Source organism: Pseudarthrobacter sp. 01T43, assembly GCF_056398665.1.
Map to the genome: position 1 here is coordinate 65561 of NZ_JBFTPV010000020.1, position 13362 is coordinate 78922.

Here is a 13362-nt window from a genome sequence, read left to right on the forward strand (position 1 = left end):
GCAACCCACCCGTCCGCCCCACCCCGTGCCCAGAAAACCGACGTTAAGTGAGAGAGCGTTTGGACTGGGGGCGTCACCGGTGCCTGCCTGAAGTGCAAGGATGGTTGGTGACTGCACCAGCACAGCAAAGGGCGGACCATGGCCAAAGGTATTTACGTCAGCGCAACCACTCCGGGCTCGGGCAAATCGCTTGTGGCCCTGGGCCTCGCGGACACGCTGCACCGGCATGCGGACCGGATCGGTTTCTTCAAACCGGTGGTCCACGGCCAGGAAGCGGCGGATGACCCGATGGTGGCCCTGATGAAGGCGCGTTTCGGGCTCGACGACGACCGGTGCCGTGGGGGGCTGACGTCCGGCGAGGTTCGTGCCCTCCTTGCCGACGGAAAGCGCGCCGAGATCGATGCCCGCTGCGTGGAGATCTTCGCCGAGATCGCCCGGTTCTGCGACGTGGTGATTGTGGAGGGAACGGACCTGACCGGCCAGGACGCCGCTGTCGAGTTTGACCTCAACGCCCGGCTGGCCAACAACCTGGCCGCCCCGGTGGTGGCGGTGGTCGGCGCGAAGGGGCTCAGCGTGGCGGAGGCGGCGGCCGCCGTCGAGGTTGCCCGCAAGGAACTGATCGCCGAGAAATGCTCGCTGCTGGCCATCATGGTGAACCGGGCCGACGCGGAACTCGTGGACAGGATTGCCGCCGAGGTGACGGTCGGAGCTTCCGGCCGGCCGGTCTATGTCCTGCCGGAGTTGGGGGAGATCGCCCGGCCCACCACCGGCGAGGTGGCCACGGCCCTGGGCGTGCGGCAGATCGCCGGCCGTGCGGACATGGAACGCGACGTGAAGGACATCAAGGTGGCGGCCATGAATGTGGGCAACTTCCTGAACGTCCTTGATGAGGGTGCGCTGGTGATCGTCCCGGGGGACCGCGCGGACGTGATGGTGGCCTGCCTGGCGTCGTCGTTCTCGCCGGAATTTCCGGTGCCGTCGGCGCTGATCCTCACCGGCGGCCTGGCGCCCGACGCCAACATTTACCCGCTCCTGGCGCAGGCGCCGTTCCCGGTGTTTTCCGCCGGCGAGGACACTTACATGACGGCCAAGCGCGTCTCCGAGGTCCGCAGCGAGATCTGGTCCGGGCACCGCCGCAAGGTGGCCTCTGCTCTGGGCCTCTGGTCCAAGCGCGTGGACGAGGCCGAACTGGTGGAACGTCTCCACCTGCCCCGCCCGGAACGGATGACCCCGCTGCGGTTCCTGCACGACCTCATCGAGCGGGCCCGCGGGCAGCGCCGGCACGTGGTCCTGCCGGAGGGAACAGACGTGCGGATTCTGCGCGCTGCCGAGATCCTGCACCGCCGCGACGTCTGCGACCTGACCCTGCTGGGGCCCGAACCGGACGTGCGTGAACTGGCCGCCTCGAACGGCATCGACCTGTCCGGGATCAACATCATCGATCCGGCCACGTCCGAGCTGCGGCAGGGCTTCGCCGAAGAGTACGCCCGGTTGCGCGCGCACAAGGGCGTGGATCTGCCCAAGGCGCTGGAGACCATGCAGGACGGCAGTTACTTCGGCACCATGATGGTCCAGCTGGGCGTCGTGGACGGGATGGTTTCCGGGGCCGCACACACCACGGCGCACACCATCCGGCCCGCGCTGGAGTTCGTGAAGACCCGCGACGGCGTCAAGATCGTTTCGTCGGTGTTCCTGATGCTCATGCCGGACCGCGTGCTGGTCTATGGCGACTGCGCCGTAAACCCGGACCCGAACGTCGAGCAGCTGGCGGACATCGCACTCGCCTCCGCAGAGACCGCCGCGCAGTTCGGCGTGGAGCCGCGGGTGGCCATGCTGTCCTACTCCACCGGCGGCTCTGGCTCGGGCGAGGCCGTGGACGAGGTCCGGCAGGCCACCGAACTGGTGCGTCAACGCCGCCCGGATCTCGCCGTCGAAGGTCCCATCCAGTACGACGCAGCCGTGGACGCCTCCATCGCGGAGTCGAAAATGCCGGGTTCGTCCGTGGCAGGCCAGGCGACGGTGTTCATCTTCCCGGACCTGAACACCGGCAACAACACGTACAAGGCGGTGCAGCAGAGCTCGGGGGCTGTCGCCGTGGGGCCCGTTCTGCAGGGGCTCCGCAAGCCGGTCAACGACCTCTCCCGCGGCTGCACCGTGGAGGACATCGTGAACACGGTGGCCATCACGGCCATCCAGGCGCAGGTGCCGGCTTCATAGGCAACGCGGGGTCACTCAAGGCCCCCTCCGGAGGGAGTTTCGGGCGTTGAGTGACCCCGCGCTGGGGTTAGGGGTTTACAGGCCCAAACGTCCGACGGCGGCATCTGGCTAGGTGCCGCCGTCGCCAAGGCTGGAACGGGAGCACATGAAACGTTCGATGATTGCCACCAAGCTTTATGTTCCTGCGCCGCGCCGGGGTTTTGTGGCGCGCCCTCGGCTGCGCGAGAAGCTGCGCCTCGGTGCGGAGTCCAGGCTGACCCTGGTGTCTGCTCCGGCGGGGTTCGGAAAGACGGCCCTGCTCGCTGACTGGGTGAGCGACTCCTCTGCCCGGGACCGGCGCGTGGCGTGGCTGTCGCTGGATCCCGCGGACAGCGAGCCGGTCACGTTCTGGAGCTACGTGGTTGCCGCGCTCCGAACCGCGGTGCCGGGAGTTGGGGCCGGGGCGCTGGACCTCCTCGCGTCAGCGCCGCCGGCACACGAGCTTGTCCTCACCGCCCTCGTGAACGACCTCGCCGCTTTGCCCGAAGACGCGGTGCCCCAAGCCGCGGTGCCCGAGGATGTGTGGCTGGTCCTGGACGATTACCACACGGTGGACAGCCAAGCAATCGGCGCCGGCATGGCCTACTTCCTGGAGCACCTTCCACCGCGGGTCCATGTTGTGGTGAGCACGAGATCGGACCCTGACCTGCCCCTGTCCCGGTGGCGGGTCAGAGGAGAGCTGGTGGAAATCCGTGCCGCCGACCTCCGGTTTACCCCTGAAGAGACCGCGGCCTACCTCAAAGACGTGGCGGGACTGGACCTGGCGGCAGAGCAGGTCGCCACGCTGGACCAAAGGACCGAGGGATGGGTTGCCGCGCTCCAGCTTGCCGCGCTTTCGCTCGAGGGGTGCGGCGACACCGCCGGATTCATCGAACGCTTCGCCGGGAACGACCGGTACATCGTGGACTACCTCGTGGAGGAAGTGCTCGAGCACCAGCCGGACGCAGTAAGGAGCTTCCTGCTCCACACAGCCGTCCTCGACAGGCTCACCGGCCCGCTCTGCGATGCAGTCACTGGCCGTAACGACGGCAGCACCATGCTCCTGACCCTGGAACGCGCCAACCTCTTTGTCATCCCGCTGGACAACCAGCGCGAGTGGCACCGCTACCACCACCTCTTTGCCGACGTCCTGCGCGGCCGCCTCCTCGGCGAGGAACCCAGCCGGATTCCGCTGCTGCATCAGCGTGCCAGTCACTGGTATGAGTCCCACGGACATGTTGAGGACGCTGTCCGGCACGCCCTGGCCGGCCGTGACTTTGACCGCGCAGCCCACTTGGCGGAACTGGCCGTGCCGGTGCTCCGGCGCAGCCGCCAGGACGCCATGCTGTTCGGCTGGCTGAAGGCACTGCCGGACGCCGACATCCGGCGCAGTCCGTTGCTGAGCGTCTTCTACGGCGGGATGCTGATGGCGGCCGGTGACCTCGCCGGAGTGGAGCAGCGGTTCGACGACGCGGAGCGCGCGATGGCGTCTTCCGGACCTGAGGGGCCCGCCGTCGAGGAACTCCGGATGCTGCCGGCCACCATCGCGATGTACCGCGCCTCGCTGGCGCAGGCAATGGGCGATGTGGCCGGTACGTCGGCCCACGCACGGAAGGCCCTTGAGCTGGGGGCGCCGGACCACCACTTTGCGCGCGGCGCGGCGGGCGCCTTCCTGGGGCTGGCAGCCTGGGCGGAGGGCGATGTGAAGGAAGCGCTGCAGACCTTCAAGGAGGCCGTTGCCAGCCTGCACGCAGCCGGAAACTTGCTGGACGAGCTCAGCAGCACCGTCATCCTCGCGGACATGTGGCTGGCCGCCGGCCGGCCGGGCGAGGCGCGCCGAATCAGTGAGCGTGCCCTGCGGCAAGCTGACGCCGGAGGCCACTCGATGCTGCGGGCAAGCGCCGAGCTGCACGTGGCACTCAGCGAGATCAGCCGGCGCGGCGGGGACCTCCGCGGCGCCAGGAACCACCTCAAGGCCGCCGCGGAATTCGTCCACAAAGGGCCCATGACCGAGAGCCGCTACCGGTGGTTCGTTGCGAGCGCGCTGGTGGCCGAGGACGAGGGCGACCCGGACCCCGCCGTCAACTTCCTGGATCAGGCGGAGCAGCTTTTCCGTCCCGGGTTTTTCCCGGAGGTACGCCCCATTCCGGCCATCAAAGCGCGGGCGTGGGTGCGCCGGGGCAACTTGTCCGGCGGCGCCGGCTGGGCACGTGCTGCGGGTGTATCCGTCTCAGACGAGGCCAGCTATATGCAGGAGTACAACCACCTCACCCTGGTCCGGCTGCTGATTGCCCAACAGCGGGCCCGCCCGGACGGGGACGCCGCCCACGGCGTGATGGGCCTGCTGGACCGCTTGCTCGCCAGCGCCACCGCCTCCGGACGGGAGGGGAGTGTGGCGGAAATCCGCATGCTCCAGGCTCTCGCCCACGAGGCGTTGGGCCAGCACCGCCAAGCACATGTGGAGCTCCGTGCTGCGCTTGCCGGACCGCCCGAACCGGAAGAACATGTGCGGCTGTTCCTGGACGAAGGGCAGCCCATGATCGAGCTGCTTCGAGCAGTCACGCGCGACCCTCCGGATGACGCAACGCACGACGGCGGCGCTGCCGCCCACGCACAACGTCTCCTCACCTTGGGCGCGCCCCCGCACTCAGCACCTCCGCTGACGACACCCGCGCACCCGGCAACGGGGCACCAGAGTGAGCATCCGGCGTCGGACGTTGACCCGCTGAGCGAGCGGGAACTGCAGGTCCTCCGGCTCCTCGACAGTGAACTAAGCGGTCCGGAGATCGCCCGCGCGCTGTTCATTTCGCACAACACGCTGCGCACGCACACCAAACACATCTTCACCAAGCTCGGCGTCTCCAGCCGCCGGGCGGCCGTACGCCGCGCACGCGAAAGCGGCATGCTGTAGCGGCCCAGGTTTCACCCTGTCAGTCACATCATGGGGTGACGCGCGCTCACCCCGTCGGTCCCTACCTTGGAGGTAGCCGGCAGCGCCCCGCTGCCGCAGGAAGACCATTCAGGGAGCCGGACATGTCCATCACCACCACGAAACTCACCCGCTGGGCAGGCCTGAGCGCGGCCGCCGCGGGCCTGCTGTTCATCGGGGTCCAGATCAACCACCCCCACCTGGACGCACAGTTTGCCACCACCACGGAGTACACGGTCCGCCAGATGCTGAAGGTGCTCATGGCCGGCCTGTCACTCATCGGCATCACCGGCATGTACCTGCGCCAGGTGACGCAGGCCGGAGTGCTCGGGCTGGTGGGCTACCTCGTGTTTGGTGCCGGCTACCTCATCATGATCAGCGTCGAAGTCATCGGGGCGGTTGTCCTGCCGACCGTCGCCCGCACGGAACCGGGCTACGTCAACGACATTTTTGCCACCGTCATGGGCGACCCCGTGACCGGCGACATCGGCCTGATGTTCGGCCTTAACCTGGCCTCCGCCGCTACCTTCCTCGGCGGCGGCCTCATCTTCGGCATCGCACTCTTCCGTGCCAAGGTGCTCGCACGCTGGGCAGCGGCGCTACTCGCCGTCGGGTCCGTGGCCACCCTCTTCCTCCCGCTACTGCCGCAGGTCAACGACAGGCTGTTCGCTGTGCCCATCGGCGTGGCGCTGATCGGACTGGGTTACTCGCTCTGGAACGGGCTGCGCACGACGGCGGGCCGGACCCTGCCGGGCGCCGTCAGTTCGCCGGTCCAGCCGGAAGCCGCGAAGTGACAACCGCGGCGCCTGCCCGTGTGAGGGCACCATGAGTGCCTTCCCAAACCAAGAGGTGCCCACCCGATACGACATTCGTATCGGCGGGCACCTGGACCAGCACTGGTCGGCCTGGTTCGACGACCTCGCGGTGACCCCTGAAGCCGACGGCACCACGAAGTTGAGTGGGTTCGTCGCCGATCAGGCCGTGCTGCACGGGGTGCTCACAAGGATCCGGGACCTGGGGCTGGTCCTGATCTCCGTGGAAGCCGGGGAGGCTAAGGGCCCCTAGCTGTTTTCAGGCTTGGCTACGCTGTCCGGGTCCTCCTGCTTGGCCGGCTCATCGGAGAGGCCTTCGGGCGTAAGGTCCAGGTTCTGCGGATCCGCAGGCTGTTCCGGGGCTTCGCCGACTTCCGCGGCTTTGGGCTTTCCGGTGTCGTCCAGGGCCGGGTTGGCGCCTTCGACGCCGGTGGGGTCCTGCGTTCCGCCGGTGTTGGCGGAAGCCGCGTCTGTGGAGTCAGGGTTGGCGTCCGGGTTGGAGTTGTCGGGCTGAGTGGTGTCGTTCGGCATGGAAGTCCCTCTCTGCGTAGTGCAACGTGTCCGCCGACTCTATGCAGGCCTGGGCCCCTGACGCAACGGACCGTGGAAAGTACTTGACGCAATGGAAAGTACTTTCCTAGACTGGGCGCGTCAGCAACCGCCACGGAAAGGCACCACCATGGACGAGGCAACCCAACGCCCCACCCCAGCCGAGGCGCAGGAACTCCTCGCGAAGGCGCAGTCAATCAGTGCCACCTCCGTCAACGCAGCAGCGTGGCCCGTTGCCATGGTCTTCACCAGCCTCGCCATCCTGGGCTCCATGCTCATGATCGGCATGCACATCGTGTCCCACACCGGCTACGGGGCTCCTACCCTCGCCACCGCAGTCGGAATATGGGCCGCGGCCACGGCGTGCATCTGGCCCATGTTCCAGACGTCCACCAAAGCCGGGTACACCAAGCGGTTCCTGACGTCATTGATTGCCTATATGGTCCTGTACGGCGTTGCACTGGGGGCCGGAGTCAGCCTCTTCCGCGACGGGAACCTCTGGTATTACGCAAGCGCCGCCGTCGTACTCGCAGGAGTGGGCCTGGCAGGAGCATTCCGCGAGCTGCGGGCATGAGTACGGCCGCGGATCATCCCCGCCACCGGCTTAATGACCTTATCCACGCGCCGGTGCGTTTCTCCATCATGGCCGCCCTGGGCGGCGCGGAATCGATGGATTTCAGGGACCTGCGGGACGCCATCCAGGTCAGCGACTCCGTCCTCAGCAAGCAGTTGGCCGTCCTGGAAAAGGCCGGCTATGTGAAGATCGGGAAGAGCTTTGCGGGCAAGATGCCGCGGACCTCAGCGAGCGTGACTCCTGCCGGGCGGACGGCCTGGGACGGGCATCTGCAGACCCTGCGGGACATCGCGGGAGGCTGACATCACCCTTGCCGGTCCCGCCCAACACGCGCCGGCCCCACCTATAGTGGCAGTAACCACGCCAGCAACGCTCAGGAGGCCCGCATGCTTGTGCTCGTCATCAATTCCGGCTCGTCCTCGCTCAAGTACCAGGTGCGCGATGTCGCCGCCGGCAGTGTGCTGACCGAGGGGCTGATCGAGAAGATCGGCATGGGCAACGGCGGTGGCGGGGACGGCGAAATCGAAGGTCCCCGCGACCACGCGGAGGCGCTGGAGCAGGTGGATGCGGCAATCCATGCGGAGCTCGGCGACCTGGACCTGGAGGCGGTGGGACACCGGGTGGTGCATGGCGGGGAGCGGTTCGCCGAACCTGTCCTGATCGACAATGAGATCGCCCGCGCCATCGAGCGGCTGAACCCGCTGGCCCCGCTGCACAACCCCGCCAACGTCCTGGGCATCCGCGCCATCACCAAGAAATGGCCGGACCTGCCGCAGGTTGCCGTGTTCGACACCGCTTTCCACCGCAGCCTCCCCGAGCACGCCTGGCGGTACGCCGTCCCCGATGAGCTCTACGCCAACCACGGCATCCGCCGCTACGGTTTCCATGGCACCTCGCACGAGTACGTCACGCACCGGGCCGCCGGGCTGCTGGACGTTCCGGTGGGAGAGTTCGACGGCGTCATTGCCCACCTGGGGAACGGCGCCTCGGTCACGGCCATCCGGGGCGGCAAATCCGTGGACACGTCCATGGGCTTCACGCCGCTTGAAGGGCTGGTGATGGGCACGCGCTCGGGCGACCTGGATCCCTCCATCCTGGTGTTCCTCGGGCGGGCCGGCTGGACCCCGGAGGACCTGGACTCCATGCTCAACCGTGAATCGGGGCTTAAGGGCCTGGCCGGGAACAACGACATGCGCTCCGTGGTGGAGGCCGCCGAGGCCGGCGACGCCAAGGCGTCCATGGCGCTCGCGGTCACGTCCTACCGGCTGGCCAAGTACATCGGCGGCTATCACGTGGCCGTCGGCGGCGCGAAGGCGCTCGTGTTTACCGCTGGCATTGGCGAGAATTCGCACCAGTTCCGCGCCTTGGTAGCGGACAAGCTGGGAGCGCTGGGCATAGAGCTCGACGCCGGCCTGAACAGTCAGCGGTCCAAGGAACCGAGGGTGATTTCCACACCCGAGTCGGCGATTCCGGTTTTGGTGGTGCCCACCGACGAAGAGCGTGCCATCGCGGAGGCGACTGCCGCCGTCGTCCACTCGTCGGTTGCTCCGTAACGGCCCTTTTGGGCGCCCAAAAGGGCCCTTACGGAGCAGTGGTTGGGGGTGCGGGTAGCGTTCAGTCCATGCCTGAGATCATTTTGCCGATCCACACCGACCGCCTGATCCTGCGCCGCTTCGAGGCAGGCGACCTGGCGGCCTTCCATGCCTACCACTCCTTGGCGGAGACCGCCCGTTTCCTGCCACGGGAGGCCAAGACGTATACCCAGTCCATGGAGTACGTCGGGAAATATGCCAACTTCACCTTCGAGAAAGAGGGCGACTGGCTGGCCTTGGCTATCGAGGCCCGGGACTCGCCCGGGCTGCTTGGCGAGGTGGTGCTTAAATGGCTGGAGGGGACCGGGCAGGCCGAAATCGGCTGGAGCCTGGCGCCTGAGGCCCGCGGCAAGGGGATCGCAGCAGAGGCGGCCGAGGCCTTGCTGCGGCTGGGCTTCGAGGACCTGGGTTTCCATCGGATCGATGCCAAGCTGGATGCGCTCAACACCACCTCCGCGGCTCTTTGCGGACGGCTGGGCATGCGCCTGGAATCTCGCCAGGTGGACAAGTGGCGTTACAAGGGCCAGTGGGCCACGGAGCTGGTCTACGCGATCCTTGAGGATGAGTGGCGCGCCCGGCACGAATAACCCCATCGGTTGCTCCGTAACCGCCCTTTTGAGCGCTCAAAAGGGCGCTTACGGAGCAACCGATGGGTGTTAGGTGGCGAGGTCCATGGTGGTGAGGCGCAGCCACAGCCAGAGACGCTTCTGCGGGTCGTCCAGGTCGAGGTTGAAGTCCTTGGCCAGGCGTGAAACCCGGTAGCGCACGGTGTTGTTGTGCACGTGCAACAGCGAAGCCATCGCGGTGACGTTGCCGTTGGACTCCAGATAGGCCCGCAGGGTGGCCAGATAGTCAGTCTGTTGGCCGGCATCGTGACCCTGGATCCGGGTGATGTCGTCGACGTCGGACAGCCCCGTGTCGGCGATGAACGCCCCGACTTTCAACAGGCTCAGCGGGATCCGGTAATCCTCGAACAGCCCGGCGGCGGGGGACCGATCCCGAAGCAGGTACTGCAGCGTCTGCAGCGCTTCGGATCGTGAGCCCGGCAAGTCCTCAACGTGAGGGGCGATGCCACCCACCGCAGCGATGAGCGGGTAGGAGCTGATGGTGTGGGAGTAGGCGCCGATCTCCTGGATCACCCGCCGGTGGACCGCCCTCGGTGTGGTTCCCTCGCAGGGCAGCAAGGCGTAGACCACGGAGTCGATGAGGGCGCTGTGGCTGGTGTTGAACTGGATGTTGCAGACAGTGGTGACCAGATGCAGCAGCCGTTGGATCTCCCGGACCGATTCGAGGCTCCCCGTTTCGGGGCGGACGATCGAAAATGCCGCGACGGCGAGACCGTTGGCCGCATCGAGTCCGAGCTGGGCGGCCGCAAACGAGGCATGCTCGGGGTCATCCATCAGCGTGCGGATCAGGTCCCCGTTCCGGCGTTCGCCGAAGTCCGACGCCGAGCGGGCGTGCAGCATGTGGAGGCCGGCCAGCGGTGCCATTCTGTCGAGGGCGTTCAGTGCCGCCTCCCGCTTGCCTTCGCCCGGGTCGATGACCCAGATCGATCCCAGCAGTTCCCCGCCGGCCCTGACGGCGAGGGCGAGCCTTGCCATTTCCTCGCCCTGTTCGGGGATCAGCACCGCGCCTGCGGACGCGTAGACGATCTTAAAGTCCGTATCGAAGGCCGGTGACTGGATTTCCTGCAGGGAAAGGGTGGTCACCCGGCGCAGTTCGTCCACCGGCTGGCCCGGCAAAGTGGAGTATCCCAGCACGCGACCCAGCGGATCCACGATGCTGGTTGCGCCGCTGGCGAGCGATGCTGCTGCATTGGCGAACGCGTAAAGGTCCCCGAGGCGGACTCCGGAGACCGAATCTGCGGCGGCCCCCATGACGGAGGCCTTGGCCAGGGTCACCAGGCGTGTCCAGTCCACCTGGTCGGGTGCAACGAGAACGGCCAGGCTGTGCCGGACTGCAGCTGACCGAAGCGGTTCCATCGGCGTTCCGTGGGCTTTAACGATCACGGCAGCGGCGTTACTGTTGGCCGCCCGGTGCAGCAGCTGGTCGAAGTCCACGGAGCCGCACACCAGCCCCACGGCCAGGATGATGCGGTCATCGAGGCTTGTCCATTCGTCCAGGGGGTCGTACATCAGGACATCCGAGACCGCATGATCAAGATTTTCCGGCGTGGGGTTGGCATGAACCAGGTCGGCCTGCATGAGCTGGATGCAATCGGACAGGCGCACCACCGACCCGTGGAGATCGCCTTCTGTCAGGCCTGGTCCTGCAGTATTCATACCTGGAATTTATCACAGGCTTAAGCAGAATCTTTTGGTCGAACTCACATATAGACCGCACGAGATCTGCGTCACCATTGAGGAAGCGGCGGACAGAGAAGTCCCGCGAAGACCCCCAGAGGATTAGCAATGAAATTCAAAGACATCACGGCGCTGGCCACGGTTCAAGGCCCTGCCCGGACCGAAGCGGAACGCCTGTCCCGGCGTTGCTACAGCGTTGAGGACATGAGGAAGCTCGCAGCGAAGCGGCTTCCCGGCAGCATTTTTGACTACATTGAGGGCGGCGGGGAGGACGAGGTGTCGCTGCGGCGCAACCTCTCGTCCTTCGACGACTGGTCCTTCCTGCCGAAGTGGGGATCGGTGGAAAACTTTGACCTCAGTTCAACACTTCTCGGTGGCCCGGTTTCCATGCCCCTGACGCTCGCCCCCACCGGTGGCACCAGGCTCTTCCATCCCGCCGGCGAAAAAGCCGCCGCCCGCGCAGCCGAAGATGCCGGGGTCCCTTACGGCCTGGCGCATCTGAGCACGACGCCGATGGAACAGGTGACTGCCGCCGCCCCCGGCGGCCGGCGCTGGTTCAACATCGAACCGATGCGGGACAAGGTGGAGCTGCAGGCGGTCCTCGACCGGGCTGCAAAGGCGGGCTACGAAGCCCTCCTGGTCAACGTCGACTGCCGGGCCATCGGCCACCGCGAACGCGACTACCGCAACGGGTTCACCGCGCCGCCGTCCATCAAGCTGAAGACCGTTGTCGAAGGTGCCCTGCACCCCCGGTGGGCCCTTGGGTTCCTGGCCAATGACGCCATCGCCTTCCCCAACCTGGATGCGGAGGTCACCGAAGGTCCGCTTTCCAGTACGCCTGACATGTGGCGGACGCTGCTTGCCGGTTCGTACGAACCCACCGACTGGGATGACATCCGGGACCTGCGGGCACGCTGGAACGGCCCCATCATCCTCAAGGGCGTGGTCAATCCCCGCGACGCCGTCCTGGCCGCCGAGATCGGCATCGACGCCATCCAGGTCAGCAACCACGGCGGCCGGCAACTCGATCACATGGCCTCAGCCCTGGACGTGCTCCCGGACATCGTGGACAGGGTGGAAGGCCGGCTTGAAATCATCGTCGACGGCGGCATCCGCCGGGGCTCGGACATCGTCAAGGCCATCGCCCTCGGCGCCGACGCCTGCTCCATCGGCCGTCCGTACCTGTACGGCCTCGCAGCAGCCGGCCAGGCCGGCGTTGCCCACATCCTCAGCCTCTTCCAGGCCGAGATGACCCGCACCATGATGCTCCTCGGAGTGTCCACCATCCAGGAACTCCGGCTGGAAGGCCGCGACCTGATCCGGCACCGCACCGCACCCCTCACCTCGCCAGCGCAGGACGCCCCGGCCGCACTCCAGGGCCTGGCAGAAATGAGCACCCCCTGATGAAAACTCTCTCTGTACCCCTGCGGCCTGAACGCTGCCGCCCCGGCGCGCCTGCCGCCGTCGGACGCGCCGCCGTCGTGACCGCAGCGCTGATGCTGGCCGTTACGGCCTGCGGGACGCAGGTGCCCGCTTCCTCAACGTCCGACGCCGGGCAGGGCACCGGTGTGCCGGCCGTCGCGGTCAACGAGGCTGCGGCGCAGTTGCTCCCGGACTCCATCAAGGCCACCAAGGTGCTGCGCGTGGCGATCCCGACCAACGAGCCGCCTACTCAGTTCTACCGGGAGGGCACCCAAGAGATGACGGGCACCAACCCGGACGTCGCGCGCCTGATCGGGGAGGCCCTGGGCGTGAAGGTGGAAATCCAGGTGACCAATTTCGACTCCATCATTCCGGGGATGGCCGCGGGCCGGTACGACATGACCGTCTCCTCCATGACCCCCACCACCAAGCGCATGGAGGTCCTGGATTTTGTGGACTACATGCAGATGGGCAATTCCATCGCCGTGCCCGGCGGCAACCCCCTGGGGATCAACGGCGAAGTGTCCCTGTGCGGCAAGAAGGTGGGCCTCCTGACCGGTTCCTACCAACTCGCCGTCAACGTCCCGGCCATCGATGAAAAGTGCACTGCGGCCGGCAGCGGCACCATTCAGCGAAGCGAGTTCCAGGACACGCGGCAGGCCATCTCCGCGCTGACCAGCGGGCGGCTCGATGCCGTCCTGGCGGATTCACCCATCCTCGACTTCGCCGCCAAGCAGAACCCGCAGATCGAGATCGCCTCGAAGTACGACTTCACGCCGGTGGGGGTCGGCATGCCGAAGGACTCCGGCATGGTCAAGGCCGTTTCCGCGGCGCTTTCCGAGGTGGTCAAGAGCGACTCCTACCTCCAGGTGCTGGGCAAGTACGGCCTCGAATCCAGCGCCATCACCGACCCCCGCGTCAATTTCGCCCAATAGGACGTGAACAT

12 protein-coding genes are annotated in these 13362 nt (G+C 66.9%); 10 read left to right on the forward strand and 2 right to left on the reverse strand.

Annotated features, from left to right (window positions below; all coding sequences use genetic code 11):
• Positions 1-138 precede the first annotated feature (138 nt).
• From pta to AC1DIM_RS15850, 4 genes are all read left to right on the forward strand, one after another.
• On the forward strand, positions 139-2217 hold the full coding sequence (gene pta, locus AC1DIM_RS15835; RefSeq protein ID WP_477711458.1) for a phosphate acetyltransferase: 2079 nt from the start codon (positions 139-141) through the stop codon (positions 2215-2217).
• Between the two features lie 145 nt (positions 2218-2362).
• Entirely contained in the window at positions 2363-5146 is a 2784-nt protein-coding gene (locus AC1DIM_RS15840; protein WP_477711459.1) for a winged helix-turn-helix domain-containing protein, read from the forward strand.
• A gap of 122 nt (positions 5147-5268) precedes the next feature.
• Positions 5269-5958 (forward strand): hypothetical protein, encoded by a 690-nt coding sequence (locus AC1DIM_RS15845; protein ID WP_477711460.1) that lies wholly within the window; start codon positions 5269-5271, stop codon positions 5956-5958.
• Positions 5959-5989: 31 nt separating this feature from the next.
• Complete coding sequence (locus AC1DIM_RS15850; protein ID WP_477711461.1) at positions 5990-6229, forward strand: hypothetical protein; 240 nt, start codon at positions 5990-5992, stop codon at positions 6227-6229.
• Here AC1DIM_RS15850 and AC1DIM_RS15855 read toward each other — a convergent pair.
• Positions 6226-6507, reverse strand: a complete 282-nt coding sequence (locus AC1DIM_RS15855) for a hypothetical protein (protein WP_477711462.1) — start codon at positions 6505-6507, stop codon at positions 6226-6228. The genes AC1DIM_RS15850 and AC1DIM_RS15855 overlap by 4 nt on opposite strands.
• Before the next feature lie 148 nt (positions 6508-6655).
• Between AC1DIM_RS15855 and AC1DIM_RS15860 the strand changes: the two genes are divergently transcribed.
• The 4 genes from AC1DIM_RS15860 (at position 6656) to AC1DIM_RS15875 (ending at position 9278) form a co-directional block, all read left to right on the forward strand.
• Positions 6656-7099 carry a hypothetical protein gene (locus AC1DIM_RS15860; RefSeq protein WP_477711463.1) on the forward strand — a complete coding sequence of 148 codons (444 nt, stop codon included), beginning with the start codon at positions 6656-6658 and terminating at the stop codon, positions 7097-7099.
• Positions 7096-7401 carry a winged helix-turn-helix domain-containing protein gene (locus tag AC1DIM_RS15865; RefSeq protein WP_477711464.1) on the forward strand — a complete coding sequence of 102 codons (306 nt, stop codon included), beginning with the start codon at positions 7096-7098 and terminating at the stop codon, positions 7399-7401. The genes AC1DIM_RS15860 and AC1DIM_RS15865 overlap by 4 nt, the downstream gene beginning before the upstream one ends.
• A gap of 84 nt (positions 7402-7485) precedes the next feature.
• Entirely contained in the window at positions 7486-8652 is a 1167-nt protein-coding gene (locus AC1DIM_RS15870) for an acetate kinase (protein ID WP_477711465.1), read from the forward strand.
• A 68-nt stretch (positions 8653-8720) separates the two neighbouring features.
• Entirely contained in the window at positions 8721-9278 is a 558-nt protein-coding gene (locus AC1DIM_RS15875; RefSeq protein ID WP_477711466.1) for a GNAT family N-acetyltransferase, read from the forward strand.
• A 69-nt stretch (positions 9279-9347) separates the two neighbouring features.
• On the opposite strand, the gene AC1DIM_RS15880 is transcribed toward AC1DIM_RS15875, so the two are convergent.
• Positions 9348-10973 carry a PucR family transcriptional regulator gene (locus tag AC1DIM_RS15880; protein ID WP_477711467.1) on the reverse strand — a complete coding sequence of 542 codons (1626 nt, stop codon included), beginning with the start codon at positions 10971-10973 and terminating at the stop codon, positions 9348-9350.
• Positions 10974-11102: 129 nt separating this feature from the next.
• Here AC1DIM_RS15880 and AC1DIM_RS15885 point away from each other — a divergent pair, with 129 nt between their 5' ends.
• Entirely contained in the window at positions 11103-12398 is a 1296-nt protein-coding gene (locus AC1DIM_RS15885; RefSeq protein WP_477711468.1) for an alpha-hydroxy acid oxidase, read from the forward strand.
• A complete protein-coding gene (locus AC1DIM_RS15890; RefSeq protein WP_477711469.1) occupies positions 12398-13351 on the forward strand; it encodes an ABC transporter substrate-binding protein in 954 nt (317 codons plus the stop codon). The genes AC1DIM_RS15885 and AC1DIM_RS15890 overlap by 1 nt, the downstream gene beginning before the upstream one ends.
• The last annotated feature ends 11 nt before the right edge of the window (positions 13352-13362 follow it).

Excerpts from the sequence above, each read along its gene's own strand:
- pta (WP_477711458.1), top strand. The coding sequence starts at position 139 with ATGGCCAAAGGTATTTACGTCAGCGCAACCACTCCGGGCTCGGGCAAA.
- AC1DIM_RS15840 (WP_477711459.1), top strand. The coding sequence starts at position 2,363 with ATGAAACGTTCGATGATTGCCACCAAGCTTTATGTTCCTGCGCCGCGC.
- AC1DIM_RS15845 (WP_477711460.1), top strand. The coding sequence starts at position 5,269 with ATGTCCATCACCACCACGAAACTCACCCGCTGGGCAGGCCTGAGCGCG.
- AC1DIM_RS15850 (WP_477711461.1), top strand. The coding sequence starts at position 5,990 with ATGAGTGCCTTCCCAAACCAAGAGGTGCCCACCCGATACGACATTCGT.
- AC1DIM_RS15855 (WP_477711462.1), bottom strand. The coding sequence starts at position 6,507 with ATGCCGAACGACACCACTCAGCCCGACAACTCCAACCCGGACGCCAAC.
- AC1DIM_RS15860 (WP_477711463.1), top strand. The coding sequence starts at position 6,656 with ATGGACGAGGCAACCCAACGCCCCACCCCAGCCGAGGCGCAGGAACTC.
- AC1DIM_RS15865 (WP_477711464.1), top strand. The coding sequence starts at position 7,096 with ATGAGTACGGCCGCGGATCATCCCCGCCACCGGCTTAATGACCTTATC.
- AC1DIM_RS15870 (WP_477711465.1), top strand. The coding sequence starts at position 7,486 with ATGCTTGTGCTCGTCATCAATTCCGGCTCGTCCTCGCTCAAGTACCAG.
- AC1DIM_RS15875 (WP_477711466.1), top strand. The coding sequence starts at position 8,721 with ATGCCTGAGATCATTTTGCCGATCCACACCGACCGCCTGATCCTGCGC.
- AC1DIM_RS15880 (WP_477711467.1), bottom strand. The coding sequence starts at position 10,973 with ATGAATACTGCAGGACCAGGCCTGACAGAAGGCGATCTCCACGGGTCG.
- AC1DIM_RS15885 (WP_477711468.1), top strand. The coding sequence starts at position 11,103 with ATGAAATTCAAAGACATCACGGCGCTGGCCACGGTTCAAGGCCCTGCC.
- AC1DIM_RS15890 (WP_477711469.1), top strand. The coding sequence starts at position 12,398 with ATGAAAACTCTCTCTGTACCCCTGCGGCCTGAACGCTGCCGCCCCGGC.